The 26,702-nt window shown below is 74.6% G+C and carries 24 protein-coding genes; 2 read left to right on the top strand and 22 right to left on the bottom strand.

Annotated elements, in window-relative coordinates; genetic code table 11:
* Positions 1-8: 8 nt before the first annotated feature.
* From ACZ47G_RS30325 to ACZ47G_RS30370, 10 genes are all read right to left on the bottom strand, one after another.
* Complete coding sequence (locus ACZ47G_RS30325; protein ID WP_465748093.1) at positions 9-1,691, bottom strand: FAD-dependent monooxygenase; 1,683 nt, start codon at positions 1,689-1,691, stop codon at positions 9-11.
* Positions 1,692-2,010: 319 nt separating this feature from the next.
* The gene (locus tag ACZ47G_RS30330) at positions 2,011-2,823 is read right to left on the bottom strand and encodes a phytanoyl-CoA dioxygenase family protein (protein WP_465748095.1); all 813 of its coding nucleotides are present in this window, start codon (positions 2,821-2,823) and stop codon (positions 2,011-2,013) included.
* A gap of 140 nt (positions 2,824-2,963) precedes the next feature.
* Positions 2,964-3,782: a maleylpyruvate isomerase family mycothiol-dependent enzyme gene (locus tag ACZ47G_RS30335; protein WP_465748097.1), complete on the bottom strand. Its 819-nt coding sequence runs from the start codon at positions 3,780-3,782 to the stop codon at positions 2,964-2,966.
* 129 nt (positions 3,783-3,911) lie between these two features.
* Positions 3,912-5,021: a hypothetical protein gene (locus tag ACZ47G_RS30340; RefSeq protein WP_465748099.1), complete on the bottom strand. Its 1,110-nt coding sequence runs from the start codon at positions 5,019-5,021 to the stop codon at positions 3,912-3,914.
* Between the two features lie 54 nt (positions 5,022-5,075).
* Positions 5,076-5,243 (bottom strand): hypothetical protein, encoded by a 168-nt coding sequence (locus ACZ47G_RS30345; protein WP_465748101.1) that lies wholly within the window; start codon positions 5,241-5,243, stop codon positions 5,076-5,078.
* A 214-nt stretch (positions 5,244-5,457) separates the two neighbouring features.
* Positions 5,458-5,877 carry a hypothetical protein gene (locus tag ACZ47G_RS30350; protein ID WP_465748103.1) on the bottom strand — a complete coding sequence of 140 codons (420 nt, stop codon included), beginning with the start codon at positions 5,875-5,877 and terminating at the stop codon, positions 5,458-5,460.
* A 196-nt stretch (positions 5,878-6,073) separates the two neighbouring features.
* Positions 6,074-7,165, bottom strand: a complete 1,092-nt coding sequence (locus tag ACZ47G_RS30355) for a vWA domain-containing protein (protein WP_465748105.1) — start codon at positions 7,163-7,165, stop codon at positions 6,074-6,076.
* A gap of 281 nt (positions 7,166-7,446) precedes the next feature.
* A complete protein-coding gene (locus tag ACZ47G_RS30360; RefSeq protein ID WP_465748107.1) occupies positions 7,447-7,881 on the bottom strand; it encodes a tautomerase family protein in 435 nt (144 codons plus the stop codon).
* Positions 7,882-7,945: 64 nt separating this feature from the next.
* A complete protein-coding gene (locus ACZ47G_RS30365; protein WP_465748109.1) occupies positions 7,946-8,572 on the bottom strand; it encodes a 2OG-Fe(II) oxygenase in 627 nt (208 codons plus the stop codon).
* A 64-nt stretch (positions 8,573-8,636) separates the two neighbouring features.
* On the bottom strand, positions 8,637-9,713 hold the full coding sequence (locus ACZ47G_RS30370; protein ID WP_465748111.1) for a CaiB/BaiF CoA transferase family protein: 1,077 nt from the start codon (positions 9,711-9,713) through the stop codon (positions 8,637-8,639).
* A gap of 197 nt (positions 9,714-9,910) precedes the next feature.
* Between ACZ47G_RS30370 and ACZ47G_RS30375 the strand changes: the two genes are divergently transcribed.
* The gene (locus ACZ47G_RS30375) at positions 9,911-10,333 is read left to right on the top strand and encodes an organic hydroperoxide resistance protein (RefSeq protein WP_465748113.1); all 423 of its coding nucleotides are present in this window, start codon (positions 9,911-9,913) and stop codon (positions 10,331-10,333) included.
* Positions 10,334-10,490: 157 nt separating this feature from the next.
* Here the strand turns inward: ACZ47G_RS30375 and hemL are convergent, their stop codons facing one another.
* The 12 genes from hemL to ACZ47G_RS30435 form a co-directional block, all read right to left on the bottom strand.
* Positions 10,491-11,819, bottom strand: coding sequence for a glutamate-1-semialdehyde 2,1-aminomutase (hemL, locus tag ACZ47G_RS30380; protein WP_465748115.1), 1,329 nt, complete (start codon positions 11,817-11,819; stop codon positions 10,491-10,493).
* 213 nt (positions 11,820-12,032) lie between these two features.
* Positions 12,033-14,075: an acetate--CoA ligase family protein gene (locus tag ACZ47G_RS30385; protein ID WP_465748117.1), complete on the bottom strand. Its 2,043-nt coding sequence runs from the start codon at positions 14,073-14,075 to the stop codon at positions 12,033-12,035.
* Positions 14,072-15,388, bottom strand: a complete 1,317-nt coding sequence (gene hemA / locus ACZ47G_RS30390) for a glutamyl-tRNA reductase (protein ID WP_380462367.1) — start codon at positions 15,386-15,388, stop codon at positions 14,072-14,074. Before hemA ends, ACZ47G_RS30385 begins: the two co-directional genes overlap by 4 nt.
* 118 nt (positions 15,389-15,506) lie before the next feature.
* Positions 15,507-16,532 (bottom strand): porphobilinogen synthase, encoded by a 1,026-nt coding sequence (gene hemB / locus ACZ47G_RS30395; protein WP_380462368.1) that lies wholly within the window; start codon positions 16,530-16,532, stop codon positions 15,507-15,509.
* Between the two features lie 153 nt (positions 16,533-16,685).
* Positions 16,686-17,486: an aspartate/glutamate racemase family protein gene (locus ACZ47G_RS30400; protein WP_465748120.1), complete on the bottom strand. Its 801-nt coding sequence runs from the start codon at positions 17,484-17,486 to the stop codon at positions 16,686-16,688.
* Between the two features lie 59 nt (positions 17,487-17,545).
* A complete protein-coding gene (locus ACZ47G_RS30405) occupies positions 17,546-18,748 on the bottom strand; it encodes an FAD-dependent oxidoreductase (RefSeq protein WP_465748122.1) in 1,203 nt (400 codons plus the stop codon).
* Complete coding sequence (locus ACZ47G_RS30410) at positions 18,745-19,494, bottom strand: maleate cis-trans isomerase family protein (RefSeq protein WP_465748124.1); 750 nt, start codon at positions 19,492-19,494, stop codon at positions 18,745-18,747. The genes ACZ47G_RS30405 and ACZ47G_RS30410 overlap by 4 nt, the downstream gene beginning before the upstream one ends.
* Before the next feature lie 127 nt (positions 19,495-19,621).
* On the bottom strand, positions 19,622-20,158 hold the full coding sequence (locus tag ACZ47G_RS30415; RefSeq protein ID WP_465748126.1) for a helix-turn-helix transcriptional regulator: 537 nt from the start codon (positions 20,156-20,158) through the stop codon (positions 19,622-19,624).
* A 100-nt stretch (positions 20,159-20,258) separates the two neighbouring features.
* Entirely contained in the window at positions 20,259-21,209 is a 951-nt protein-coding gene (locus tag ACZ47G_RS30420; RefSeq protein WP_465748128.1) for a DMT family transporter, read from the bottom strand.
* Between the two features lie 256 nt (positions 21,210-21,465).
* Positions 21,466-22,431 (bottom strand): LysR family transcriptional regulator, encoded by a 966-nt coding sequence (locus tag ACZ47G_RS30425; RefSeq protein WP_465748130.1) that lies wholly within the window; start codon positions 22,429-22,431, stop codon positions 21,466-21,468.
* Between the two features lie 89 nt (positions 22,432-22,520).
* On the bottom strand, positions 22,521-23,444 hold the full coding sequence (locus ACZ47G_RS30430) for a TIGR03619 family F420-dependent LLM class oxidoreductase (RefSeq protein ID WP_465748132.1): 924 nt from the start codon (positions 23,442-23,444) through the stop codon (positions 22,521-22,523).
* Positions 23,441-24,619, bottom strand: coding sequence for an MFS transporter (locus ACZ47G_RS30435; RefSeq protein WP_465748134.1), 1,179 nt, complete (start codon positions 24,617-24,619; stop codon positions 23,441-23,443). Before ACZ47G_RS30435 ends, ACZ47G_RS30430 begins: the two co-directional genes overlap by 4 nt.
* 263 nt (positions 24,620-24,882) lie before the next feature.
* Between ACZ47G_RS30435 and ACZ47G_RS30440 the strand changes: the two genes are divergently transcribed.
* Positions 24,883-26,544 (top strand): glutamate--tRNA ligase, encoded by a 1,662-nt coding sequence (locus ACZ47G_RS30440; RefSeq protein WP_465748136.1) that lies wholly within the window; start codon positions 24,883-24,885, stop codon positions 26,542-26,544.
* The last annotated feature ends 158 nt before the right edge of the window (positions 26,545-26,702 follow it).

Consider the following 26,702-nt stretch of genomic DNA (forward strand, 5'->3'; position numbering starts at 1 on the left):
CCGCGCGCTCAGGCGAAGGTGCGCCGCAGGTGGGCGGCGAGTCGTTGCGGATCGGCCGGCCGGAACCGGCCGGAGAGGTAGCCGTCGGGGCGGATGAGGATGGCCTCGCCGTCGCGCGGGGCGTAGGCGCGCGCGAAGTCGCCGGCGTGGTCCCGGACGCGGGGCGGGCGCGGTCCCGGTGGGCGGGCGTCGTCGGGGACGTCGGCGGCGAGCAGCAGGTAGGCGTCGAGCTGGCCGTGGGCGGCGCGGTCGGCCGCCGTGGCGCAGTCCCGGAGCCGTCGGGCCCCGGGGCCGTCGGCGTGGTCGGGCCCGGCGTAGAGCAGGAGCGTGTGCCGGGGGCTGCGGAGCAGGTCGAAGAGCCGCTGGGGGAATCGGGCGAGGTCGCGGACCAGGCCCCGGCAGTCCGGTGCGCGCTCCCCCGGGGCCGGGCCGGGCGCTGCCGGGCTCCGGGGTGTCTGCGAGTCGGCCGGCGGGTCGGTCTGCGGGTCGGTCAGCGGGTCGGTCAGCGGGCCGGCCGGGTAGCCCACGAGCAGTTGGGCCTCCCGCAGGAGGAGGGTGTCCGTGCTGTCGTCCTCGTATCCGGCGCGGGCGTGGCGGACGGTGCGGCCGACGACCTCCTCGCCCACCGGGTGGCGTTCGGCGTGGTAGCTGTCCAGCAGGTCGTCGGCGGCGAGGCCACGGACCGTCAGGGCCAGCTTCCAGGCGAGGTTGTAGGCGTCCTGGATCCCGGTGTTCATGCCCTGCGCGCCGGTGGGCGGGTGGATGTGCGCGGCGTCCCCGACGACGAACAGGCGCCCGTTGCGGTACCGGTCCACCAGCCGGTGGCCGATCCGGAAGACGGACGACCAGCGCAGGGCGGAGGCGGTCACGGGCTCCGGGGACAGGCGGTCGAGCACGGCCTGGATCTGCGCCAGGTCCGGTCCGCGCCCGCCCGTCAGCCCGTGCACCACCGCGTCCGCGGAGTGCGCGCCGGCGTCCTGGCCGGGGAGTGTTCCCGGCACCAGCATCGACATCCGGTACCGGCGCTCCCCCGGCAGCGGGATGCACACGAGCAGGTCGTCCACCGCGCCGCTCCCGTCCAGGTGGGTCGAGCGCACGGCGTAGCCGGGCGGCAGCCCCCAGTCGACCTCGACGTCCCCGAGCATGTACTGCTCGGGGAAGGCATCGCCCTCGAAGGTGCACCCGGCGGCCTTGCGGACCAGGCTGTGCGCGCCGTCGCAGCCCACGAGGTACCGGGCCTGCACCTGCTCGGCCCCGCCCCGGCCCGTGAGCGTGGCCACGACCGCGTCCGGGTGCTGCTCCACCTTCTCGAGCCTGGTCCCGCGCTCCACCACCGAGCCGAAGCGCGCCAGGTGCTCGGTGAGCAGGCGCTCGGTGGTGTACTGCGGGAGCGCGGCGAAGCCGTACGGGATGTCGGACGGCAGCCGCAGCTCGAGCCGCGACACGGGCCTGCCGTCGGCGAACACCAACTGGCCGTACAGCGGCCCGGCTTCGTCCAGCGCCTCGCGGACCAGGCCCATGGTGTCCCAGACCTCCAGCGTGCGCGGCTGGACGCCGACGGCCTTGGCGTACCGCAACGGTGCGGGCAGCGCGTCGACGATCCGGCACTCGACGCCGTGGCGTCGCAGTTCGGCCGCCGCGGTCAGGCCCACCGGGCCCGCCCCCACCACGAGAACGTCGACAGTTGCCATGATCGGGCTCCTGCTCCTCATCGCCCGGTGCGCGGGGCTCGGACGGCCTCGGTGTCCGCGGCCCTCGGCCCCGGGCGCGCGGTGACACCGGCCGGCCGCCGGAGCGGCTTCACCTCGATTTTCGCTTCCCCGCGTGGGGGCCGCCAACAGGGCGCCTGCCCGCCGCCGTGCGGGAAGGGGGCCTGGTCGCCCGGCATCGGGTCCGTCCCGCCCAGGAGGGCCGGGCCGGCGGCGGTGTTCGGTTCGGGGCGGTGTCGGGTGCGGTGCTCTCGCCCTCCCCCGTCCATCCCCCCTCGCCGCCCCTCGCCGCCCCTCGTCGTCAGGCCGTCCCGGGGCTGGGGCCGTCGCCGTCCGGGCCGGGGGTGGGGTGTCCCAGGCCCCGGCGGATCGCGATCTCCACGGGTGAGTACGCGCCGTCGGCCCGCTCCAGCTCGTACGGGGCGGCCGGCATCAGCGGCGGCTGGGCCAGGAAGCGCGGGCGCGTGCCGTGGTGCGGCTGCGCCGCGTGCACCAGGAACGGGTGGCACAGGAAGACGTCGCCCGGGGAGCCGGTGGCGAGGGCGAGCGGCCGGTGGGCGGAGGCCGCCACCAGGTCGGGCGCCAGGGTCAGCCCGCTCGCCCCGTCCGGCCCGTACTTCTCCAGCACCTTCGGCACGTCCAGGTGGGAGCCGACCCGGATCCGGGTCGGGGCGTCCTGCTCGCCGACCTCGCTGAACAGGAACAGCATCAGCAGGGCGCGGTCCCGGGAGTGCAGGTTCGTGAAGTACCAGCTCTCGCCCGCCGGCAGGTAGCTCCCCTCGATGTGCCAGCCGGCGTCGTCCGGCTCCTGCTCGTGCGGGAAGCGCAGCGGGAAGGTGCCCAGCGAGTAGCGCGGCTCCCAGCGCCCCTCGCCGGCCAGGAGGTCGTACGCGTGGTGCAGGGCCGGGGAGTTGGGGGCGGCGGCGAACGGGCCCTGGGCCATGCCGGCGACCCAGTGCACGGGCTGCGTCCAGGTCGACGGGTCGTCGGGGTCGCAGCCCGTCTCCTGCCACAGCAGCCGCGCGCAGTCCGCGGCCACGCGCGGTGCGACGGCGCCCTCCAGCTTCACGAAGCCGTCGCGCAGGAACCGGGATACCAGGGTCGTGTCGTCCATGCCTCCATCGTGCGGGGTTGGCGGTGGCGGGCACCCGACAGTGCCCGCACCGGTTTTGTCGGGCGGTCACCGGGGGCGGGCGGCGCCGGCCGCGATGGCGCGCCGGCTGGGGCGTTCGGGCCGGGCCGTTTGAAGGGGGGTCAGGGGGCGGTGAACAGCCGGGGGAAGGCCGGGGCCAGCCAGGGCCGGCGGCCCCAGGCGAGCACCTTGCCCCGCAGGAGGGCGTCGGTGGCGCCGTAGCGGCCCAGCGCGAGGAGGAAGAACGCCACCGGCTCGGTGCGGATCGTGCAGTCGGGGCGGCGCGGCGGCTGCCGGCTGACGGCGGCGGTGCCGTCGGTGAAGGTCACCGCGAAGTCCTCCAGGCCGCCGACCCGCAGCCGGTAACAGGCGGTGTGGCCGGCCGCGGCGCGGGCGTCGACCACCCGGGGCATGGCCGTGCGCAGGAACGGCAGGGTCAGGGCGACGCGGCGGCGGTCGAGCGGGTGCGGGCGGCCGAGGGCGCGGGCGATGTCGTAGAGGTGGGCCAGCATGTGGGTCAGCAGGTAGGAGCCGAGGGTGTCCAGGTCCATCGGGCCGAGCGGGGTCCGCACCGGTGCGGTGCCGGTGCGCGGGGCGGCGGCGGCCGTGAACTCCCTGGCCCACCGGGCGATCTGCCCGGCGAGGACGGCCGGGTCGCGTTCGGGCCGCTGGGCGAGTGCGGCGGCGTTGGCGGCGGCCAGCGAGGCGGGGGTGCCGTCCCCGTACGGGCGCTGTTCGCCGGCGGCCAGCGCGGCCATCAGCTCGTTGGCCATCGCCAGGTGGGCGGCGGCCTCGGCGACCGTCCACTCGGATCCGGGGACCGGGGTGTCGCCGCGGCAGCCGGCCAGCAGGGCGGGTGCCTCGTCGCCGACCGCGCTCACCGCTTCGAGGAGCGCGGTGCGCGCGGGGGCGGGCCGGGGCGCGGGGGGCGGGTGGTCCATGGTGGTGAAGACTGGCCGACTCCCGTACGGCTGTCCAGGGTTGCGGCGTGGCCGGGTGGTGCGGCGGGCGGGCGGTAAGGCGCGGGCCCCCGTCCGCGCGGGGGCGGGCGGGGGCCGGGGCGTGGGCGGTCAGTGGGCGACGATCTGCAGGTCGGCGTCCTGTCCGACGGTGCCGCCGACGTAGAAGGTGTGGCCGTCGGGGCCCAGGGCCAGGCCGGTGAGGCTGTCCTCGTCGAGGTCGCCGGCGCCGTCGGCGGGGACGGGGGCGCCGGTGGCGGTGTCGAGGGCGAGCACCGAGGCGGTGGTGGTGCCGTAGTTGCTGTCGGCGAGGTAGAGCCGGGTGCCGTCGGCGCTGACCTGCGGGTCCTCCAGGACGTCGCCGCTGCCGGCGGGGTGGAAGGTGGCGGTCACGGTGTCGGTGGCCGGGTCGATGAGGGTGCTCGCGCCGGTGCCGAGTTCGGCGAGGCCGAACAGGCGCCGGCCGTCGGGGGTGAACGCCAGGTTGTAGTCCAGGGCGGTGGCGGTGCCCTGGACGGTGGCGGCCACGGTGGGCGTGGTGGCGGCCGCGCTCACGTGCACCACGCCCTGGCTGGTGCCGGCGTACACGTCGGCGGTGCCCGGGCGGGGCGCGGGGGCGCCGATGAAGGGGGCGGGGAGCTGGACCGAGGTGGTGAACGCCTGCTGGGCGGTGGCGAAGGCCAGGATCCGGCTCTGGCCGTTCTGCCGGTAGGCGGTGGGCCCGTTCTGGGAGACGTAGAGGGTGGATCCGTCGGGGCTGAGGGCCAGTCCGGAGGTCGAGCCCGTGCCCCAGCCGGCCGGGCGGGGCTGGTCGGGCAGGGGGACGGTGGCGAGCAGGGTCAGCGTGGCGGTGTCCACGATGCTGAGGCGCTGGCCGTCGAGCACGTACAGGCGGGTGCCGTCCGCGCTGAGCGCCGGGTGGGCGCTCCACTGGAGGGGGCCGAGGGCCAGCCGTGCGGTGACGGCACCGGACTGGGTGTCGACGGCCTTCACGGTGGAGGTGTTGTCGGCCTCGGTCACCGCGACGTAGGCCGTGGCGCCGTCGGGGCTGACCACGGGTGCGGCGCCCCGGGCGCCGACGGTGACGGTCGCCTCGTTGCCGGACAGCGGGGCGTCGGCGTGGGCGGTGGCGCCGGTCAGGGCGAGCAGGGCCGCGGTGGCGGTGGCGGTGAGTGCCGCGGCGGTGCGGCGGGTGGTCGTGCGGACGGCCTGGCGGGACATCGGTTTCCCCCTCGTGGAGCGCGTGGTGTGGTGGCGCGGCGCGGGCCGGGCCCGTCAGTGCCGGCTGATCTGCGGGCCGGCGGTGGCGGCGTCGTGGGTGCCGGCGGCGTGGCAGGTGCCGTCGGCACTGATCCGCGGGTCGGACGGGGCGGCGCAGCCGGGGGTGCGGCCGAGGTGGGCGGTGGCGGCCCGACGCGTCGCCCCCGAACGAATGCCGGACATCAACTCCCCCTTCCGCACCGCGCGTTGCTGTGCCGGGGGCAGGCTAGCCGATGCGCGTGAAGGTCCGGTCGGCGTTCGGGCGGCCGTACGGTGGCCACCGGGCGCTGCGTACGGGGAGGGTCCGTCGGCGGGGGCCGGCGGTTGCCGGGGGTGGTCGTGCGGCAGCCCGTCGCCGTCGGGGACGGGACGGGCTCCCGCGGCGTGGGCGTGGGCGTCAGCGCACGGTGACGGTGAAGACGGGCGAGGCGGCGTTGCCGCTGACGGTGCGCAGCTCGTTCGGGCCCTTGATGCCGAGCTTGACGCCGAGGGAGTAGGAGCCGGTGCGGGTGGTCTGCACGGAGGCGGGCAGGGTGACCCACGCGCCGTTCTGCTTCTGCTGGAGGGTCACCGTGCTGCCGGCCTTGAGGCCGGTGGTGGTGCCGGTGACCCGGAACAGCTGCCAGGCCCCGACGGAGCCGACCGAGGACTTGGCGGTGATGGAGGCGGCGGGCGCGGCGGCGGCCACCGGCGCGGCGGCCGGGGCGGCCGGGGTGGCCGGCGCGGCCGCCATGGCGGTGCCGGCCGTTCCGATGAGCAGCGCGCTGAGGGTGGCGACGGCGGCCAGGCGCAGGGAGTTCCGCTTGGAGACGATCACGGGTGCACCCCTTTCAGGGGGGAGGTGGTCGTTTCGCCCGACGGCACGGTCGGTGCCGTTCGGGTGCTGTCTTTCTGAGGACGACCCACCGGGCACCACTGGTTGTGTGCGGAACGTCACCGTTGCGTAACAGTCGCGAGGCTCGCGGGAGTTGACGGGAGTTCAAGGGCCGCCGCCCCCGCCGCGCGGGCGGTGGTCAGAGCATGACCAGCAGCTTGGTGCCGGGGACGAGCTTGCGATTGACGGAGGTGGACTGGACGAAGACGGTGTAGGCCGGGTTCTCGCCGGGCTTGACGGTGGCCTCGGCCGTGGGCAGGCCGAGGAGTCGGCGGGCGGCGGGGCCGGAGAAGACCCGGCCGGTCATCCGGCCGGTGGCCGGGTCCTTCTCGGCGACGGCGAGCTGCTTGCTGCCCTGGATCTTCTCGCGCTTGGAGAGCTCGTAGAAGGCGCAGCCGGTCTTGTAGGGGTGGCCGGCGCTGGTGACGAAGTCGCGGATGGGGCTCTGCTCGTCGACCGGGACGAGGATGTACTTGCCGGTGTCCAGGGCGTCCAACGTGGCGTTGACGTCGGCGGTGTTGAGGTCCTGGCCCATGGCGAAGAGGTTCTTGGTGCCGCGGACGCCCTGTTCGCGGCCGCGCAGGAAGCTGGTGGCGGCGGACTTGACGGTGCCGATGGCCTCCTCGACGCCCTGGCTGGAGTCGGCGTCCCAGATCGCGATGTTGCCGGCCGGGAAGCCGTACTCCTGGGCGGTGCGCTTGGCCAGGGAGTTGGGGACCAGGATCGCCGAGGTCCAGTGCTCGGGGAGGTCGTCCATGGCGCCGTGGATGCGCTCGATCCAGCCGCGCAGGACGGCGGTTCCCTTGCCGCCGCCCATGCGGGTGTGCATCAGGCCGTTCTGGGAGCAGCCGGAGGCGTTCTCCTCGCCGTCGGTGACGACGACCTGGAGGAAGGAGTGCTCGCCGTAGCCCTCCCAGATGTTCTTGAGGTCGTCGACGGACTTCACGGCGGCCTCGATCAGGGCGGTGGCGCCGTTGTCGACCTGGTAGAGGCCGCGCAGGGAGGGCAGGTGCTTGACGTCCATGTCCCAGACGAGGTTCTGCACCTCGTGGTCGAAGGCGTAGAGGCTGATGCGGGTCTCGTGGCCGAGGCGGTCGGATTCCTCCTGCAGGCCCTTCACGAATTCGTCGACGACGCGGATGAGCTGGGCCTGGTGCGGACGCATCGAACCGGACTTGTCGACCACCAGCGAGACGTGGTTGACCTTGTGCTTGATCCTGTTCACGGACATGGCTCTCCCCTGGTTCCGGCGTCTTTTCGCGGTGTTGGCACGCTGAATTCGCGATGCTTTTCGCGGTGCGTTGATCGGGGCCTTTCGGCGTTCCCTTCAGCGTGGTTTCCACTCTAGGGGCGGGCACTGACAATCCGTCGGGGTCGGGAATCCGGTCGACGCGGCGGGGGCGGGCGGCGGGCGGGGCCCCGGTGTGAACGGGTCCGGCCGGGCCCTCGGCGTGGGGGTGGCGCCGAGGGCCCGGCCGGGGGCTCACGAGGGGGCGGGACGGGTGGGGCGGGTCAGGAGGTGGCGGCGCTCTGGGCGATGAACTCGTCGATCTTGGCGCGGCGGGTGAGGCCGCCGTTGACGCTCCAGTAGCCCTCGGGGACCTCCTGGACGATGACCCAGACCGTGGACTCGGCCTCGGTGGCCGGGGTGGCCGTCGACTGGATCAGGCGGGTGAGCTCGACGGAGAGCTGCTCGGTGCGCTCGGGGGTCAGGAAGTCCTCCAGGGCGGTGACCTTGACGATGAAGCCCGGGGCGGTTCCGGCGGCGCCGGTGGCCGAGGACTTCTCCGGCGCCTCGTGGACGTAGACCCAGGTGGCGGAGCGGAAGAAGGCGGTCAGCGGCAGCTCCATCCACTGGAGCACCGTGTCGGCGACCTGCTGCTGGAGGCCTTCCAGGCGGTCGGGGGCGATGGAGCCGGCGGGGGCGGTGATGTCGACCAGGGGCACGGGGGTTCTCGATTCGTCTCGTCAGCGGGGCGAAGGGGAGGGTGGGGCAGGAGGTGGGCGGAGGTCACTCGGCGCGGCGCGGGCGCACCCGCCAGAACTCCAGGACGGCCGCCCGCAGCGTGCGCGGGGCGGTGACGGTGGAGGTGGCGTGCCACACCGAGGAGTCGAAGGCGATCAGGGAGCCGGCCGTGGGCGGCAGCGAGCGCACCGGCGGGCGGCCGGTGTGGTGGGAGCCGCGGACCTCGAAGTGGCCGCCGCCGTCGGCGGGCCAGTCCTCGTTGAAGTAGAGGACCGCGGTGACGGCCTTCTCCGGCTCGTCGTGGTGCGGGGAGATGAACTCCCCCTCGGCGTGGGTGAACAGGCCGATGTCGCGCGGCAGGGCGGCGAGGTCCATGTCGACCTCGGCGCTCAACCGGGCCAGGAACTGCGGGCCGGCGAGCTGGTCGAGCAGTCTGGTCCAGGCCGGGTCCAGCTCCTTGAGGGCGGGCAGGTGCTCGCCGTCGCGGTGCAGCCAGAGCGAGCCGAGCTGGAAGCGCTTGACCTCGGTGGCGACGACGACCTTCTGGAACCGGTCGTCGGCGGGGAAGGTGTCGTTGAGCTCGCGGACGTCCTGGGCGGTGAGCAGCTGCTCGGTGAGGTGGGCGCCGATCGCGGGGTCGGGGCGGTGGAAGGCGGTCGCCGGGTTCAGCATGGGGTCCTCCGTGGGGGCGGTGGGGGCCGGGGCGGTGGGGGCCGGGTCGGCCGGGTCGGCGGGGTCAGGCGCTCGGGGTGGTGCCCCAGTCGCGCAGGACGGCGGCGGTGTGCTCGCCGGGCTGCGGCGCCGGCCGGGGGGCGGCGGCGGGGGTGCGGCTGAACCGCGGCGCGGGGGCGGGCTGGTGGCCGGTGCCGACGGGCGCGTAGGTGCCGCGCTCGCGCAGGGCCGGCTGCTCGGCGGCCTCCTGGGGGGTGAGGACGGGCACCACGCAGGCCTCGTGCTCCTCGAAGACCTTGGTCCACCAGTGGCGCGGCTGGGTGGCGAAGCGCTCGGCGATGCGCTCGCGCAGGGCCGGCCAGTTGGCCTGGTCCTGGCGGTCCAGGGTGTCCTCCAGGCCCAGTTGCTCCAGCAGGACGGCGTAGTAGCGGTCCTCGATGGCGCCGACCGCGAGGTACTGGCCGTCCTGGCAGCGGTAGGTGGTGTAGTGCGGGGCGTCGGTGACGGTCACCTGGCCGGGCACCTGGCGCCACTGGCGGATCATCACGTCCAGCACGGCGGCGCCGTCCAGCATGGCCGCGTCGACGACCTGGCCGCGCCCGGAGCCGGCCCGCTCGTGCAGCGCGGCCAGCACGCCCAGGGCCTGGAGCATGCCCCCGCCGGCGAAGCTGGACAGGTAGGTGGACGGCGGGGCGGGCGCGGCCCCCTCGGCGCGGTCGGCGTCCAGGGCGCCGGAGGCGGCCAGCAGCGCGATGTCGTGGGCGGGGCGCTGCGCCCAGGGGCCGATCTGCCCCCAGCCGGAGATCCGGCCGATGACCAGGCGGGGGTTGTCGGCGAGCAGGCCCTGCGGGTCCAGGCCCAGGCGCTCGCAGACGCCGGGGCGGAAGCCCTCCAGCAGGACGTCGGCCCCGGTGGCCAGGGCGCGCACGGTGGCGAGGTCGGCCGGGTTCTTCAGGTCGGCGGTCAGGGAGCGGCGGCTGCGGCCCAGCGGGTCGCTGTCGGGTGCGGGTGCGGCGCCGGGGCGGGCCGGGCGCTCGACGCGCACGACGTCCGCGCCCAGGTCGGCGAGCAGGGTGGCGGCGAAGGCGCACGGGGCGGTGCTGGCGAGTTCGATGACGCGGATTCCGGCCAAGGGTCCCACGGTGGTTTTCTCCTTCTGCTGCGGACGGCTGGGTTCGAGCTTTCCGGCCGGTGCTTTCCGGCCGGTGCTTCCCGGTCGGGTTCCGGATTCCGGCTCCGGTATTCGGGTTTCCGTATTCCTGGTGCTTTTCCGGCGGGCCTATGGTCGTCGAGGCTTTTCCGCCGGAGATTTACGCCGATATGAAAGGGAGTTGGGTGATGGCTGTCATTTACACCGCCGAGGTGACGTCGTCCGGAGACGGTCGCAACGGCACCGTCCGTTCGTCGGACGGGATCGTGGACCTCGCGCTCGCCGCGCCGAAGGAGGTCGGCGGGCCGGGCACCGCCACCAATCCGGAGCAGCTGTTCGCGGCCGGCTACTCGGCGTGCTTCCACAGCGCGATGCGGATGGCCGCGCGCGAGGCCCGGGTACGGCTGGACGGGGACACCGTGACCGCCCGGGTGGACCTGGAGCGGGACGAGTCGGGGTACCGGATCGGTGTCCGGCTGCTGGTGGCGCTGCCCGGCGTGGAGCCGGACGCCGCACGGGAGTTGCTGGACCGGGCCCACGCCCGGTGCCCGTACTCGCGGGCGATCACCGGGAACGTGCGGGTGGAGATCGTCCTGGCGCCGGGAGCCTGAGGGCGCCGGGCGGGGGTCCGAGGACCCCCGCCCGGCCACCGGGCCACGCCGTTGTGGCCCGGGAGGTGCCGGCCCGGCCGGCACCGGCTCAGACGGCGCCGGCCCGGACGGCCCGGCTCAAGCGGGATCAAGCGGGCTCCGACGGGCTCAGGCGGGCTCAGGCGGTGGCGGCAGCCGCGGCCCGGGCCGCGTACGGCAGCGCCTCGATCACCCGCTCGATCGCCCGGTCGTCGTGGGAGGCGGAGACGAACCAGGCCTCGAACGGCGACGGCGGCAGGTAGACGCCCCGGCGCAGCATCTCGTGGAAGAAGGCGCGGTAGCGGTACGCCTGGCTGGCCTTGACCTCGTCGTAGTCGGTGACCGGCCGGTCGGCGAAGAAGACCGAGAACATGGTGCCGGAGTACTGGAGCCGGTGGGCCACGCCCTCGGTGTCCAGCGCGGCGGAGACCGCGGCGCCGATGGTGTCGGCGACGTGGGTCAGGCGGGCGTAGACCTCGTCGGTGCAGTTGCGCAGGGTGGCCAGGCCGGCGGCGGTGGCGACCGGGTTCCCGGCCAGCGTGCCGGCCTGGTAGACCGGTCCGGCCGGGGCCAGGTGGGCCATCACGTCGGCGCGCCCGCCGAAGGCCGCGGCGGGGAAGCCGCCGCCCATGACCTTGCCGAAGGTCAGCAGGTCCGGGGCGACGCCGTCGCGGCCGTACCAGCCGGCGCGGCTGGCGCGGAAGCCGGTCATCACCTCGTCGGAGATGTAGAGGGCGCCGTGGCGGTGGCACAGGTCCTTCAGGCCGGCGTTGAAGCCGGGCAGCGGGGGCACGGCGCCCATGTTGCCGGGGGCGGCCTCGGTGATGACGCAGGCGATCTCCTGGCCGCGCTCGGCGAAGAGCTTCTCGACGGCGGCCAGGTCGTTGTACGGCAGCACGATGGTGTCGCCGGCCTGGGCGCCGGTGACACCCGGGGTGTCGGGCAGGCCGAGGGTGGCCAGGCCGGAGCCGGCGGCCACCAGCAGGGCGTCGACGTGGCCGTGGTAGCAGCCGGCGAACTTGACGATCTTGGAGCGGCCGGTGAAGCCGCGGGCCAGCCGGATCGCGGACATGGTCGCCTCGGTGCCGGAGGTGACCAGGCGCACGCTCTCCACCGGCGCCACCCGGCCGGTGATCTCCTCGGCGAGGGCGATCTCCCCCTCGGTGGCGGTGCCGAAGGAGGTGCCGTGGGCCAGGGCCTGCTGGACGGCCTCCAGGACGGCGGGGTGGCGGTGGCCCAGGATCATCGGGCCCCAGGAGCAGATCAGGTCGACGTACTCGTTGCCGTCCACGTCGGTGAGGTACGGGCCGTTGGCGGAGGCCATGAACACCGGGTTGCCGCCCACCGATCCGAAGGCCCGCACCGGGGAGTTGACGCCGCCGGGGGTCACCGCGTTGGCACGGTCGAACAGGGTCTGGGAGTGCTGGGTGGCGCCGGCCGGGCCGACGGTCCGGGACGTCGTGGTCATCGTGGTGCCTTTCGGAAGGAGAGCCCGGATGGAGGGCTCGGGAGGAGAGCGGAGGAGGATCGGAGCGGGTGGGTGGCGGGGGGGGGGGGGGGGGGGGGGGGGGAGAGGGAGGGGGGGGGGGGGGGGCGGGGGGGGGGGGGGGGGGGGGGGGGGGGGGGGCGGGGGGGGGGGGGGGGGGGGGGGGGGCCCCCCCCCCCCCCCCGCCGGGGAGGGTCAGCCCTGGGCGGGCGCGGTGACGGTGTAGGCGGCGTCCAGGACGACGGCGCCCTCGGGCAGCACCCGCACCGGGTTGAGGTCCAGCTCGAAGCCGTCCGGCCAGGCGGCGACCAGGTCGGCGACGCGCTGCAGCAGCTCGGCCATGGCGTCCTTGTCGGCCGCCGCGGTGCCGCGGGCGCCGTCCAGCAGCGGGGCGCCGCGCAGTTCGGCCAGCATCCGCGCCGCCTCGCCCGGGGCGAGCGGCAGCAGGCGGTGGCTGACGTCGTCGAGGATCTCGGCGAAGATGCCGCCCAGGCCGACGGTCAGCACGGTGCCCAGCGGGGTGCTGCGGGCGCCGACCAGCAACTCCACGCCCTCGGCGACGAGTTCCTCGACCAGCACGGCGCCGCCCAGCGCGGCGAGGTCCTGGAAGGCCTGGGCGGCCTGCTCGGTGGTGACGCCCACCTTCACGCCGCCGGCCTCGCTCTTGTGCAGCAGGCCCGGGACGACGGCCTTGGCCACGGCCCGGCCGCCGACCTCGCGCACCGCCTCGACGGCGTCCTCGGCGGTGGTGACGGTGCGTCCGCGCGGCACCGCGATGCCGGCCTGGGCGAGCAGCTGCTTGAGCTGCGGCTCGCTGGCGCCCTCGGCCGGGGCCGGGGTGGCCGCGGCGCTCTCCTGGGCCTGCGCCCGCGGGCGGCTGACCTGCCACAGGTTGGCGGCCGCGCGCAGCGCCCGGGCCGGGGTCGGGAAGTCGGGCAGCTGGGCGGCGCGCATCTGCTCGGCGGCGTCGGGGGCCAGGAAGTCGGCGGCGGTGCGGGCCACGAACACCGGCTTGCCGCCCTTGCGGGCGGCCTTGGACAGCGCGGTGACGGCCTTCTCGACGTCGGGGCCGGCCATGACGCAGAAGCAGGCGAGGATGATGTCGACCTCGTCGTCGGCGATCAGCACGTCCAGCGAGCGGTCGAACAGCGTCGGGTCGCTGAGCACGGTGGCGGTGATGTCGACCGGGTTGTCCACCGAGCCGAAGGCCGGGACGATCTCGGCCAGCGCGGCGGTGCTCTCCGGGGAGAGGCGGCTGAGCTCCAGGCCGGCGTCGATGGCGTCGGCGGCCAGGATGCCCGAGCCGCCGGAGGTGGTGACCACCGCGACCTTGGGGCCCTTGGGGCGCAGCGGGAACTCGAAGGCCTGGGCGGTGTCGAGGAGTTCGTCGATGTCGTCGACGCGGGCGATGCCGAGCTGCTTGAGGGCGGCGTCCAGGACGCGGTCGTCGGTGGACAGGGCGCCGGTGTGGGAGGCGGCGGCGCGGCTGCCGGCCTCGGTGCGGCCGGACTTGAGGAGGGCGACGGGCTTGCCGGAGGCGCTGAGGGCCTTCAGGGTGGCGATGTCGGGGATGTCCTCGAGGTAGCCGACCAGGCCGGTGCACTGGGGTTCGTCGGCGAGTTCGCGCAGCACCTCCAGGGCGGTGACGTCGGCGTCGTTGCCGGTGCTGACCACCCAGCCGGGGCGCAGTCCGCGCTGGAGGGCGAGGCTGGCGGCGCCGAAGCCCAGGGCGCCGCTCTGGCTGACGAAGCCGAGGGTGCCGGGCTCGAAGGGGACGTCGTCGGCGCCGAAGAGCGGGCTGAAGGTGGCCAGGACGCGGGTGTTGTAGCTGACGGCGCCGATGCAGTTGGGGCCGATCAGGCGCAGTCCGCCGGCGCGGGCGGTGGCGACGATCCGCTCCTGGAGGGCGGCGCCCTCGGGTCCGGTCTCGGCGAAGCCGGAGGAGGCGATGACGGCCAGCGGGACTCCGGCGGCCACGCAGTCGTCGACGGCGCCGGCGACGCGGTCGGCGGAGACCATGATCAGGGCCAGGTCGACCGGGCCGGGCACCTCGCGCAGGCTGGGGTAGGCGGGCACGCCGAGGATCTCGCCGCCGCGGGGGTTGATGGGCAGGATGCGGCCCTTGTAGCCGTAGCGCAGGAGGTAGTCCATGGGCTTGCGGCCCAGGGCGCCCTTGCGTTCGGTGGCGCCGATGACGGCGATCGAGTCGGCGTTCCACAGCGCTGATATCGCGCTCATACGAGAGCCTCCTGGGCGCCGGCGGGGGCGCGGGTTTCGGGGGTGAACAGGGCGTGCAGGGCCTCGACGTAGACGTCGCCGTCGGGGGCGGCGGCCAGTTCGCGGGCGCGGACGGTGGGTTGGTGGAGCATCTTGTCGACGATGCGGCGGATGCTCTGGGCGACGGCGTCGCGGGCGCCGTCGTCGAGGGCCTCCAGGCGGCGGGCCAGGCGGTCGAGTTCGGCGGTGGTGGCCTCGGCGGCGCTGGTGCGCAGGGCGGCGAGGATGGGGGTGGCGCGGGCGGCGCGCTGGGCGGCCTTGAAGGTGTCGACCTCGGCGTCGACGATGCGGTGGGCCTCCTGGACGCTGGAGACGGACAGTTCGTCGTCGCCGCCGTCGCGGGCGATGCGCTGGAGGTCGACCAGGACGGTGCCGGGCACCTCGCCGGCCTTCGGGTCGATGTTGCGGGGCAGGGCGAGGTCGAGCAGGTAGAGCTCGCGTCCGGCGCGCCGGGCCATCGCCTGGGCGACCTGGTCGTGGGTGACCAGGGGTTCGGTGGCGGCGGTGCAGCTGACGACGACGTCGACCTCGGCGAGCAGCCGGGGGATCTCCTCGAGCGGGTAGCCCTGGCCGTCGGCGGTCTCGGCCAGGCGCTGGGCCTTCTCCGGGGTGCGGTTGGCCATGTGGATGGTGGTCAGGCCGGAGCGGCGCAGGGCGGCCAGGACGACGCCGCCGAAGGAGCCGGCGCCGATGACCAGGGCGGTCTTGCCGTCGAGGGAGCCGACGGTGCGTTCGAAGAAGGCCAGGCCGGCGGTGGCCAGGGAGCGGCCGGCCTCGTTGAGGCCGGTCTCGTTGCGGGCGCGCTTGCCGGTGCGCAGGGCGGCCTGGACGGCCTTGTTGAGGCCGGCGCTGGTGGCGCCGGCGCGCTGGGAGCGGTCGAGGGCCTCCTTGATCTGGCCGAGGATCTGGTCCTCGCCCAGGACGACGGAGTCGAGACCGGAGGCGACCTGGAAGAGGTGGCGCAGGGCGTCGTCGGCGGTGCGCACGTACTGGTAGGGGGCGATGTCCTCGGCGTCGACGCCGGTGTGGCGGGCGATCAGGTCGCTGAGGGCGGGGGCGGGGTCGTCTCCGGGTGTGGTTTCGAGGTAGACCTCGAGCCGGTTGCAGGTGGACAGGACGACGGCGTTGCCCAGGCCCTGGGTGTTGATCTCGCTGACGAGGTCGTCGAGGGGGTTGGGGGTCTCGTAGAGCTGTTCGAGGAGTTCCAGGGGGGCGGTGGCGTGGCTGAGCCCCACCGCGACGAGGGTGCTGCTCTCGGGAGTCGGTCGTTGCACGGTATTTCACACCTCAGTAGTCCGACGGGGCCCGGCCGGGGCGGGGCCCGGCCGGGGGCGGTGACGGCCCGTCGGCCGGCCGTGGCGCGGCCGACGGGTGTCGTCTCGGTGCGGGGGCTCAGGCGCCCAGGCGCGGGGCGAACTCGGTGGCCCAGTAGGTGATGATCTGGTCGGCGCCGGCCCGGTGGATGGACAGCAGGCTCTCCAGGACGGACGCGTCGCGGTCGAGCCAGCCGTTGGCGGCGGCGGCCTCGATCATGGAGTACTCGCCGGAGACCTGGTAGGCGGAGACCGGGACGTCGACGCGGTCGGCGATCATGCGGACGATGTCCAGGTAGGCCATGGCGGGCTTGACCATCACCATGTCGGCGCCCTCGGCGAGGTCGAGGGCGACCTCGCGCAGGGACTCGCGGATGTTGCCGGGGTGCTGCTGGTAGCTGCGCCGGTTGCCTTCCAGGCTGGACTCGACGGCGTCGCGGAAGGGGCCGTAGAAGTGGGAGGCGTACTTGGCGGAGTAGCCGAGGATGGCGACGTTGCCGTGGCCGGCGGCGTCCAGGGCGGCGCGGATGTGGCGGACCTGGCCGTCCATCATGCCGCTGGGGGCGACGATCTGGGCGCCGGCGTCGGCCTGGACGACGGCCGCCTGGGCGTAGAGCTGGACGCTGGCGTCGTTGTCGACGTCGCCGTCCGGGCCCAGGACGCCGGTGTGGCCGTGGGTGGTGTACTCGTCGAGGTTGATGTCGCCGATGACGACGGTGGCGTCGCCGACCTCGGCGGTGACGTCGCGCAGGGCGATCTGCAGGATGCCCTCGGGGTCGAGGGCGCCGGTGCCCTGGGGGTCCTTGTGCTCGGGGATGCCGAAGAGCATCACGCCGCCGACGCCGGCGCGCACGGCGTCGTTGGCGGCCTTGCGCAGGGAGTCGCGGGTGTGCTGGAAGACGCCGGGCATGGAGGGGATCTCGCGCGGCTCGGTGAGGCCCTCGCGCAGGAAGAGCGGCTGGATCAGGTTGCTGGCGTTGACCTGGGTCTCGGCGGTGAGGCGGCGCAGGTGGGGGGTGCGGCGCAGTCGGCGGGGGCGGTGCAGCGGGGCGCCGGCCGGGGTGCTGAACGGGGAGGGGCCGAGGATCGACTGGTGGTTGCTCATGGCGGGTCGGTGCTCCTTAGCGGGGCTGGTCCTTGACGGGGCTGGATGGTGGGGCTGGATGGTGGGCGGGGCCTCGGTGGGGTCGGGGCCCGGTGGAACGGGGTGAGGACGGGGGTGGGGACGGGGGACGGGGGGACGGGGTGCGGGCGGGTCTCAGAGGGTGGAGCCGAGGAAGACCTTCTCCAGGTGGCGGGTGATCTCCGGGTCGGGCCGGTGGAACCAGTAGCCGGCCCGGGAGCGGTTGAAGATGCCCAGGCGCTGGAGGGTGACGGACAGTTCGGCGAACTTGACGGCCAGGCCGGCCGGGTCGACGACGGGCAGGCCGTGCAGTTCGCGGATGCCGCGGTTCCAGAGGATCTCGTTGGGGATGCCCTCGGCCGGGATGATCACCTCGGCGCCGGCCTTGGCGGCGCGTTCGGCGGCCTCGGTGTAGGTGGTGAGGAACAGGTCGTCGTCGCCCTCCAGGGCGCGGTGGACGCCGTCCCAGCCGCCGGGGACCACCTCGTAGCTCGCGAGGGAGGAGTCCAGGCCGTAGCGGGTGATGTTGGCGCGGATCGGCTCCTGCAGCGGCGGCATGAAGCCGAGCAGGCCGAAGCGGTAGCCGGACATCGCGGAGAGGTGGAAGGCGGTCTCGCCGTAGCCGAGGGTGGGGATGGCGGCCAGGTGGCGGGCGTCGCGCAGGCCCGGGTCTTGGCCGGCGGCGACCACCCAGGCGTCGTAGCCGGCGCGTTCGGCGGCCACGGCGCTGTGGGCGAAGTGCTCGCTGAAGAGCACCTGGGCGGCGTGGTGGCCGACCAGGCCGAAGGGGGTGTTGGAGGGGTAGGTCTGGGCGGGCAGGGTCTTGATGTCGATCTCGGTGTCGGGGCCCTTGATGGCGTCGAGGTGCTCGCGGTACCAGGTGTCCAGGAGCGGCAGGCGCCCCTCGACGGTGTGTTTGTGGAACCAGATGCGCACGTGTCTCATCTCCTGGGGTCACGGGGACGGCGGGGAGGGGTGGGGGTGGCGCGGGCGGGTCAGTGGATCGGCTGCGGACGGGGGGCGCAGTCGAGCAGGGACGCCTTGATCAGGTACTCGGTGGTGCGCTCGGGGTCGGCGGCGGTGCGGCCGATGTCGTCCAGGGCGCGCTGCAGGGCGGTGGTGTCGTCGAGGCCGGCGGTGCGGGCCTCGCTGCGGGGCAGGACGGCGTCCAGGACGGCGGCGCGGCGCTGGGCGGCGACGGTGGTCAGGGCGGTGTCGGGCAGCCAGCCGCCGTGGACGCCGGCGAGGGTGCGGCCGTAGGCGACGGCGTCGTGCAGGCCGCAGTTCATGTTCATGCCGCCGGCGGTGGAGGTCAGGTGGGCGGCGTCGCCGGCGAACAGCACCCGGCCGGCGCGGTAGTCGGGCAGGACGAAGCGGGCCAGCCGGTAGGTGTGGGCGTCGGTGACGCGGACCCGGTCGGCGACGGCGGGCAGGGCGCGGTGCAGGAGGTCGCGGACGGCGGCGTGGTCGGCGGCGTGTTCGCGGTCGGTGGTGCGGGGCATCCGGAAGATCAGGCGCCAGTGGTCGGGCATGCCGAGGATGCTGAAGGACTGGGCCGGGTCGCGGACGTAGGCCAGCGGGGCCAGGCCGGGGATGAGGGCGTCCAGCGGGGTGTCGGTGACCACCCGCAGGGCGTAGGAGGGGTAGGGGCTGGCCTCGGAGGGCAGTTGGAGGGCGGTGCGCACCAGGCTGCGGCTGCCGTCGGCGGCGACCAGGTGGTCGGCGTCCAGGGGTTGGCGCAGGCCGCCGCGGCCCTGGGTCCACAGCCGTACCGCGTCGCCGTGGGGGCGGACGTCCAGGACGGTGGTGTCGAAGTGGACCTCGGCGTGGGGGTGGGTGGCCAGGGCGTCCAGGAGCAGGGGGGTGAGGCGGGACTGCTCGACGTGGACGCGGTAGGGGTGGCGGGTGTGGCCGGCCAGTGGGGCGTAGGGCAGTTGGTGGATGACCCGCTGGTCGAGGCTGCGCCACTGGATGTGCTCCACCCGGCGGCCGGCCGCGATGAGGTCCTCGGCGACGCCGAGTTCCTCGAGGAGGTCGAGGGTGGCGGGGTGGAAGGTGGAGGCCTTGGAGGCGGTGGAGAGGGCGGGGGCCTGTTCCAGGACGGTGACCGGGACTCCGGCGCGGGCCAGGACGAGGGCGGTGGTGAGGCCGACCGGGCCGGCTCCGACGATGACGACGGGCCGGCGGGCGACGCTCACGCGGTGCGGCCCGCGGCCTGGACCGCGAGGCGGTTGAGCTGCCAGGGCTGCTCGGTGACGCCGGCCGGGGCACCGGTGTGCTTGTACGCCCAGCGGGCGGAGCAGATGTTGGACGTCAGCAGGACGCGGTCGTTGCCGGTGCCCAGGGTGTGCAGGGCGTCGAAGGTGAACATGCCGGTGCCGGTGAACAGCAGGGCGGCGTCGTCGGCGATGCCGGCGGCCTCGACCTGGCGCACCAGGTCCTCGGTGGTGACGTCGTAGGGGGAGAACCGCTCCCCCGCCTGGATCGGCAGCACCCGGGAGACCTTGAGGCCGGCCTGCTCCCAGTAGCCGCGGGAGAGTTCGGTCAGCCACGGCTCGTACGGGGAGACCAGGACGAGGTCGGTGATGCCGAGGTCGGCGCAGGTGTCCAGGGTGGCCAGGGTGGAGGAGGTCACCGGGTAGCCGGCGCTCTCGCCGAGCTGGTCGCACAGGCGGCGGTCGCCCTGGGGGTCGAGCAGGTAGTGCGATCCGCTGCAGGCCACCACGGCGGCGTCGAGGGCGAGCTTGCCGAAGGTGCTGAGGACCTCCGGGAGGATCTCGTTGTAGGTGTCGAGACGCTCGCGCAGTCCCTGGCCCGGCAGTTGCGGGAACCGGGCCGTGTGCACGTTGGCGGTGGGGCGCATCAGGTGGGCGATCTCGGGCTCGGCCGCGGCGTTGCCGGAGGGGACGACGACGCCGACGCGCGCGGCGGAGTGCAGGGACATGACGGGACCTCATTCAGCGGTGGGAGATGCGTCCGAAGGGCTCGGGCCCTGGCGCGGGAGGTGTCCGCGCCCTTCCTGGGCGGCCGGTGCAACACTAGGAACGCTCCGCTGGGGAGGCACTACGGAATCACGCAGTGAGCAGTTCGGGGCGGATCGGCAGGCGGTGGACGGTGGCGCCGTGCAGGGCGTTGGCCAGTTGGGCGCGGCGCTGGATGGACAGCTTGCGGTAGATGCGGGTGATGTGCTGCTCGACGGCGCGGCAGCCGACGCCCAGGCGTTCGGCGATGGCCTGGTTGGTGTGGCCGTCGAGCATCAGCTGGGCGATGCGGCTCTCGTGGGGGGTCAGCGGGCCGTGGCCGGCGCTCTTGTCCTCGGTCTCGGGGCGGCCGGTGAGGGCGGGGTGGCCGAAGGCCAGGTGCCACTGGCGTACGTGGGAGCGGGCGACCAGGCTGTGGCGGGCCAGCGGGTCGGTGCGCAGCAGGCGGTGCAGGGAGACCTCGTCGGAGACGTTGAGGACGAGGAGTTCGCCGCCGTCGCCCTCCCAGGTGCCGCCGCCGATGAGCAGGCCGCGGGTCTCCAGGCCGTGCAGGAAGCCGCGGTGCTGGGTCCAGGCCTGGTGGGTGCTGGTTCCCTCGCGGAAGGTGCGTTCGGCGATGTACGGCATGAGGGGTCTCCGGGTGTGCTGGCGGGGCGGGTCGGGGGTGGTCATGGGTCGGGCCCGGGGAAGGTGGTGGCCTTCCCCGGGCCCGGGTGGGGGTGGGCGGTTATTCGGCCGGGACGGCGGCGGGGACGGGCGTGGCCGTGGCGGCGGGGGCCGCGGCGGTGGCGGCCGGGGTGGCGGCCGGCTGGGGCTTGCGGCGCAGCAGGACGGTGGCGCCCAGGACGGCGGCGGTGCCGGCGATGACGGTCCAGCCCAGGGGCTCGCCGAGGACGAGGCCGCCGAGGATGACGGAGACGACGGTCATCAGGTAGACGACGGTGGCGGAGGCGGCGGGGCCGTCCTTGGTGATGATCATGGTGTTGAGCAGGACGGCGAAGCCGGTGCACACGATGCCGAGGACGATCAGGGCGATGGTGGCCTTGGTGGTGGCGTGGATGGCGGGCAGGCCCAGGAACGGGGCGGCGATGGCGCTCAGGACGGCGGCGGTGGACAGCTGGCTGCCGGCGAGCATGAACACCGGGATCTTGCGGGGGGCCAGGAAGCGGCCGACGTAGGCGAAGCTGGAGCCGAAGCTGATGGCGCCGACGACGCAGCAGATGAGGCTCTCGGTGGTGACGTGGGTGTCGTGGCTCCAGGGGGCGGAGACCAGGACGACGCCGAGCACGCCGAGGGCGATGCCGCCGATGCGGCCCAGGCCCAGGCGCTTCTCGGAGCCGAGGGCGACGGCCGCGGTCATGGTCCACACGGGTGCGGTGCCGCTGAGGATGCCGGCGATGCTGCTGGATCCGGTCTGCTCGCCGTAGGCGAAGAGCAGCCAGGGCAGGACGTTGCCGAGCAGGGCGGCGACCAGGATGTGGCCCCAGGTGTCGCGGCCCCTGGGCAGGCTCTGCTTCTTGGCGAAGCCGATGCCCAGGACGACGATGGCGCCCAGGACGAGCCGGGCGAAGACCATCTCGACGGGCGAGAACCCGTCACCGGCGACCTTGATCCAGAGGAAGACGGATCCCCAGACGAGGCTGAGCACGCTCAGACGGATCAATGCGGCCTTCGACATGACATTCCCTCTTCTCACACACGCCCCGGCATGGTGGGGATCCGGACGGGGATCCGTTCCGGGCACGGCGGATCGCGGGAGGGCAGGCGTGGCTGCTCCCGGACTTGCCGTGTGGGAGGGGTTCCGCGGGGACGTGGTCGCGGGCCCTTGTGAGTAAGAGCGTCACATCCGCGTCCCTGCGGCGTCCATCAAACTCTGCTACCGATGATCTTGAAGTGGGGGCTTAAGAACGGCCGGCGACCGGGGCCGGACAGGGCTAGGCGTCCTGGTCGGCGGCGCGCAGGGCGTTCGACTCCTCGGCGGCGGCGGTCTCGCGCAGGGCGTCCAGGACGGCGGCGATCTGCGGGACGCGCTGTTCGCCGCGGCGTACGGCCGCGAACACCCGGCGGCTGGGCGCGTCGGTGAACTCCCGTACCACCACGCCGTCGCGGGCCACCGGGCGGGCCAGGCGGGGCACCAGGCTGATGCCCAGGCCCGCCCGTACGGCGGCGAAGGTGGCCTCCCAGTCGCCGATGGCGTGGGTGGCCTGGGGGACGAAGCCGGCGGCCGCGCAGGCGGCCAGCGGGATCTCCTGGCACATGCCGACGGTGGCGAAGATCCAGGCCTCGTCGGCGAGGTCGGGCAGGCCCAGGGTGGGGGCGTCGATGAGGGGGTGGCCGGTGGGCAGGGCGACGTCGAAGATCTCGCGCATCAGCGGGACCTTGTCGAAGCGGGCGTCGTGCGCGGGGGCGTCGGGGGCCTCCACCGCGATGGCGACGTCGGTCTCGCCGCGGGAGAGGCGCTCGAAGCTGTCCGGCGGGTCGACCTCGGCCAGTGCGGTGCGCAGCCGGGGGTGGGTCTGCTTGAGCAGGCCGGCGGCGGGCAGGATCAGCGGGGCCAGGGTGGTGGCGAAGCCGGCCACCGAGACCTGGCCGGCCTCGCCGTCGCGCTGGGCGGCGAGGTCGTCGTAGAGGGTCTCGATGGTGTCGAAGATGCGGGCGGTGTGCTGCAGGACCAGTCGGGCCTGGGCGGTCAGGCGCAGTCTGCGGCCCACCGGTTCGGTCAGCCGTACGCCCAAGTCCTTGCTGAGGGCGGCGAGTTGCTGGGAGATGGCGGAGGGGGTCAGGTGCAGGGCGGCGGCGACGGCGCTGACCGTGCCGTGTTGTTCGAGTTCGGCGAGGAGCTGGAGTTTGCGCAGGTCCAGTTCGCTGGGGTGCCGCAGGCGTCCGGGGGCTGATTCCATGTCAGGGCACAACGTCCGGTGGTGGGGCCGCTGTTCCGGGCGGGCGGGCGCGGTCGCCTGCCCGCCCGGTCCGGCGGCGGGGTGCGGGCTCAGGCGGGGTTGACGGTGCCGGTGGCGAGGTCGACGACGTCGCGGGCGAGGAGCTCCAGGGCGGCGAGGTCCTGTTCCTCGCGGCGGCGGGTGCGGGCCTCGCCGGGCATGGTGGGGTCGAGGACGACGTGTTCGACGCCGAGGTCCGTCAGCAGGGTCAGGTCGGAGCGGATCTCCTCGGGGGTGCCGATGCCCATCACCCGTTCGCGGCCCAGCGGCCGGTCGGTGAGGCGCAGTTTGATCCGCGGGGCCAGGGCGGGCACCGGCAGGTCGAGTTCCTTGGCGGTGGCGCGCAGGGCCGGCAGGCCGATGTTGACCAGCCATTCGGCGGTGACGGAGGTGGGGTGCCAGGCGTCGCCGTAGCGCACCGCGCGGCGCAGTGCCCCGCGGCTGTGGCCGCCGACCCACACCGGCGGGCCGGCGGGTTGGACGGGCAGCGGGCCGGTGCTCAGGTCGCTGAAGGAGACGTAGCGGCCCTGGAAGGAGGCCCGCTCCCCCGCCCAGCAGGCCTTGATGGCGGCGAGGTACTCGTCGCTGCGGGCGCCGCGCTGGTTGTACGGGACGCCGAGGGCGGCGAACTCCCCCGGTGCCCAGCCGGCGGCGACGCCGAAGGTGAAGCGGCCGCCGCTGAGCTGGTCGATGTTGGCGACGGTGCGGGCGACCAGGAGGGGGTGGCGGTAGGGCAGGATCGCCACCGTGGTGCCCAGGCCGATGCGGGTGGTGGTGCCGGCCAGCCAGGCCAGCACGGTGAACGGGTCGTAGAAGGGGGCGGCGAACAGCCGCTGGACCTCGGGGGTCAGGGCGACGTGGTCGGAGACCATCAGCTGGTGGTAGCCGAGTTCCTCCAGCCGGGCCGCCCACCGGCTCATCCCCTGGGGGGTGGCCGATTCACCGTAGTTGGGGACGTTGACGCCGAACTTCACCGCGGCCTCCGGGAGATGGACTGAATGGGGTGGACGGCCTCCGGGCCGGCGGGGCGCAGCCGTAGCGCGGCCGTGTGGAGGAGGAGGGAGCCCAGTGCGCCGGCGGCTGCCAGGACCGGGAGCAGGCGGACGTCGGTGCCGGCGGCCAGGACGGCTCCGCCGGCGGCCGCGCCCACGGCGCCGCCGAGGTAGGTGGCGGAGCTGTTGAGGGCCAGGGCGCCGGCCCCGGCGGTGGGGCCGAGGTCCAGCAGCCGGTGCTGCTGGGGCACCACGAAGGCCCAGCCGGCCGCGCCCCAGACGAACAGCAGCGGCAGGGCGGTGGCGCCGGGCGCCGCGGCCAGGGCCAGCAGGGTCAGGGCGAGGACGACCAGCAGGATCGCGGCGACCCGGCCGGGGCGCCCGAGGCGGTCGAGCAGCGGGCCGATGCCGATGCTGCCGATGACGCCGCCCAGGCCCCACAGCCACAGGCCCAGGGTGGGCGAGCCGGCGTGGTGGGCGTTCAGCAGCGGCACCAGGTAGGTGTACAGGCCCAGGCTGGCCACGGTCTGGCCGAAGGTGGCGGCGACGGCCAGGCCCACCCGGGCGTCGCGCAGTTGTTCCGCGCGGGCGCGCAGTCCGGGCATGGCGGCGCCGTCGACGCGCGGCAGCCACAGGGCGGTGCCCGCCCAGGCGAGTGCGCCGAGGGCGGTGACCAGCCAGAACGCGACGCGCCAGCCGAGGTGTCCGGCGAGCAGGAGTCCGGCGGGCACGCCCAGGACGGTGCCGGAGCTGAGGCCGCCGAGCACGATGGCCAGGGCGCGGGCCCGGCGTTCGGGGCCGGCCAGGGCCGAGGCGGCGGTGGCGGCCACCGGCATGAAGACGCCCGCTCCGGTGCCGGCGACTCCGCGCAGCACCAGCAGCACGAGCGGGGAGGGGGCCAGGGCGCTGGCCGCGTTGGCGAGGGTGAAGACGCTCAGGGCCGCCAGCAGGACGGTGCGCACGTTCCAGCGGCCCAGGGCGGCTCCCAGCAGCGGCGCCAGCAGCGCGTAGCAGAGGGTGAAGGCCGTGACGAGCTGGCCGGTCTGCGCCATCGACCCGTTCAGGTCGTGGGAGATGTCGGGCAGCAGGCCGGCCGTCAGGTAGGCGTCCGTGCCGATGGACAGCGCCCCCAGGCCGAGCAGTAACGCGCGGAACACGCGACCTCCTTGGTTCGGTGCAGGCCCGGCCGCCGCGGGTTCCTGCGGACCGGTGCCGGGCTTCGTGGATCAGCCTGTCCCAGCCGGGCCCGCCGAAGCGCACCGGGACGGGTCGGCTGTTCGGGATCCCGCACCGCCGGGCGGCCGGGCCGGCTCCCGGCGCCGGAAGCTGTCCTAGCTTCGAGAGCGAAGGCAGTCGGAGCAGCTCGCTGCCGACGCCGCGCCCGACCGCGGACACAACTCGGCTACGGAAGGACCCCGCAATGCTGGACCGTGCGCTCGCAGACTCGTGGTTCCCCTCGGGCCTGCCGGAGGTGCAGGAATGGGAGGAGCGCTACCCCGAACGTGACCTTGCGCCGGGGGCCGAGGTGACCCGCTTCGCCCCCAGCCCGACCGGCTCGCTCCACCTCGGTGGGCTCTATGTGGCCCTGCTGTCCAAGGAGTTGGCCCGACAGACCTTCGGGACGTACCTGGTGCGGGTGGAGGACACCGACACCGGCCGTGAGGTCGCCGGGGCGGCGGAGGCCTTCGCCGAGGCGTTCCGCTACTTCGACCTGGTGCCCGACGAGCTGGAGGGCAGCGGGGCCTGGGGGCCCTACCGGCAGTCCGAGCGGGAGGACGTGTACCTCAGCTACGTGAGGGAGTTGGTGCGCCGGGGCCAGGCGTACCCGTGCTTCTGCTCATCCGAGGAGCTGGCCGCCAACACCGCCGGGCAGCAGCAGTCGCGCTCCCCGCTGGGCTACTACGGCAAGTGGGCGCGCTGCCGCGGGCTGGGCGTCGAGGAGGCGGACCGGCGGATCCGGGCCGGCGAGCCGTTCACGGTGCGCTTCCGCTGCCCGGTGGGGATCCCCGGGCGGGTGCGCTTCCAGGACCGGCTGCGCGGCTCGCTGACCATGCTGGACAACGGCAACGACGTCGTCATCCTCAAGTCGCCCCAGCAGGGCCGCAGTCTGCCGACCTACCACTTCGCGCACGTCGTCGACGACCACCTGATGCGGGTGACGCTGGTGGTGCGCGGCGAGGAGTGGATCTCCTCGCTGCCGCTGCACCACCAGCTCCACAAGGCACTGGGCTTCAAGCCGCCGCGGTACGCGCACATCGCGCCGCTGATGAAGGTGGAGGGCTCCAGCCGCCGCAAGCTCAGCAAGCGCAAGGACCCGGAGGCGGGCGTCGCGTACTACATGGCCGCGGGCTACCCGGCGGCGGCCGTACGGCACTACCTGCGGGGGCTGGCCAACAACCGGCTGGCCGACCTGCCGGTGGACAAGGCCGCCCAGCAGGCGCTCGCCCTGGACGAGGCCGGGCTGTCCGGCGCCATGGTGGACCTGGCCAAGCTGCGCTCGGTCAGCCGCGACCACATCGCCTCGCTGCCCTCCGAACGGGCCCTGGAGCTGCTGGAGTCCTGGGCCTGCGAGTACGACCCGGAGTTGGCCGGGCAGTTGCGCGCCAACCGGGTCCTCGCGCTGGGGGCGCTGGAGCTGGCCGGGGCGGGCGGTGGACGCAAGGACCTGGCGTGCTGGAGCGAGTTCCGGGCCAAGTTCGGCTTCGCCTTCCCGGGGCTGCACACCCCGGTGACCCGCGCCGACGACGAGCGGTTCGCGCCGCTGCGGCCCGACTGCGTCGCCGACCTCACCGACGCGCTGCTGCGCGAGTACCGGCACGCGGGGCCCGACGAGCAGTGGCTGGACCGGCTGCGGTCGGTGGCCACCGACTACGGCTTCGCCACCGACTCCCGCTCCTACCGGGCCGCGCCGCAGGACTTCCGCGGCTCGCTCAAGGAGGTGGCCAACGTGCTGCGGGTCTGCCTGACCGGCTCGCGCAACAGCCCCGACCTGTTCCGGGTGGCCCAACTCCTCGGCGAGGGCGAGGTCCTGAGCCGGCTCCAGGGGCTGCGCAGCGGCGCGGCGGTGCCGGAACTGGTCTGACCGGGCCGGACCCGGCCTGACCTGACCTGACCTGACCTACCTGGCCTACCTGACCGGACCGGGCCCGGGGGGGGGGGGGGGGGGGGGGGGGGGGGGGGGGGGGGGGGGGGTAGGGGGGGGGGGGGGGGGGGGGGGGGGGGGGGGTGTGTGGGGGGGGA

This window comes from Kitasatospora sp. NPDC030952 (genome assembly GCF_055571335.1).

Coding starts and splice junctions, on each gene's coding strand:
- ACZ47G_RS30325 (WP_465748093.1), bottom strand. CDS start 1,691: ATGGCAACTGTCGACGTTCTCGTGGTGGGGGCGGGCCCGGTGGGCCTG.
- ACZ47G_RS30330 (WP_465748095.1), bottom strand. CDS start 2,823: ATGGACGACACGACCCTGGTATCCCGGTTCCTGCGCGACGGCTTCGTG.
- ACZ47G_RS30335 (WP_465748097.1), bottom strand. CDS start 3,782: ATGGACCACCCGCCCCCCGCGCCCCGGCCCGCCCCCGCGCGCACCGCG.
- ACZ47G_RS30340 (WP_465748099.1), bottom strand. CDS start 5,021: ATGTCCCGCCAGGCCGTCCGCACGACCACCCGCCGCACCGCCGCGGCA.
- ACZ47G_RS30345 (WP_465748101.1), bottom strand. CDS start 5,243: ATGTCCGGCATTCGTTCGGGGGCGACGCGTCGGGCCGCCACCGCCCAC.
- ACZ47G_RS30355 (WP_465748105.1), bottom strand. CDS start 7,165: ATGTCCGTGAACAGGATCAAGCACAAGGTCAACCACGTCTCGCTGGTG.
- ACZ47G_RS30365 (WP_465748109.1), bottom strand. CDS start 8,572: ATGCTGAACCCGGCGACCGCCTTCCACCGCCCCGACCCCGCGATCGGC.
- ACZ47G_RS30375 (WP_465748113.1), top strand. CDS start 9,911: ATGGCTGTCATTTACACCGCCGAGGTGACGTCGTCCGGAGACGGTCGC.
- hemL (WP_465748115.1), bottom strand. CDS start 11,819: ATGACCACGACGTCCCGGACCGTCGGCCCGGCCGGCGCCACCCAGCAC.
- ACZ47G_RS30385 (WP_465748117.1), bottom strand. CDS start 14,075: ATGAGCGCGATATCAGCGCTGTGGAACGCCGACTCGATCGCCGTCATC.
- hemB (WP_380462368.1), bottom strand. CDS start 16,532: ATGAGCAACCACCAGTCGATCCTCGGCCCCTCCCCGTTCAGCACCCCG.
- ACZ47G_RS30410 (WP_465748124.1), bottom strand. CDS start 19,494: ATGTCCCTGCACTCCGCCGCGCGCGTCGGCGTCGTCGTCCCCTCCGGC.
- ACZ47G_RS30415 (WP_465748126.1), bottom strand. CDS start 20,158: ATGCCGTACATCGCCGAACGCACCTTCCGCGAGGGAACCAGCACCCAC.
- ACZ47G_RS30420 (WP_465748128.1), bottom strand. CDS start 21,209: ATGTCGAAGGCCGCATTGATCCGTCTGAGCGTGCTCAGCCTCGTCTGG.
- ACZ47G_RS30425 (WP_465748130.1), bottom strand. CDS start 22,431: ATGGAATCAGCCCCCGGACGCCTGCGGCACCCCAGCGAACTGGACCTG.
- ACZ47G_RS30440 (WP_465748136.1), top strand. CDS start 24,883: ATGCTGGACCGTGCGCTCGCAGACTCGTGGTTCCCCTCGGGCCTGCCG.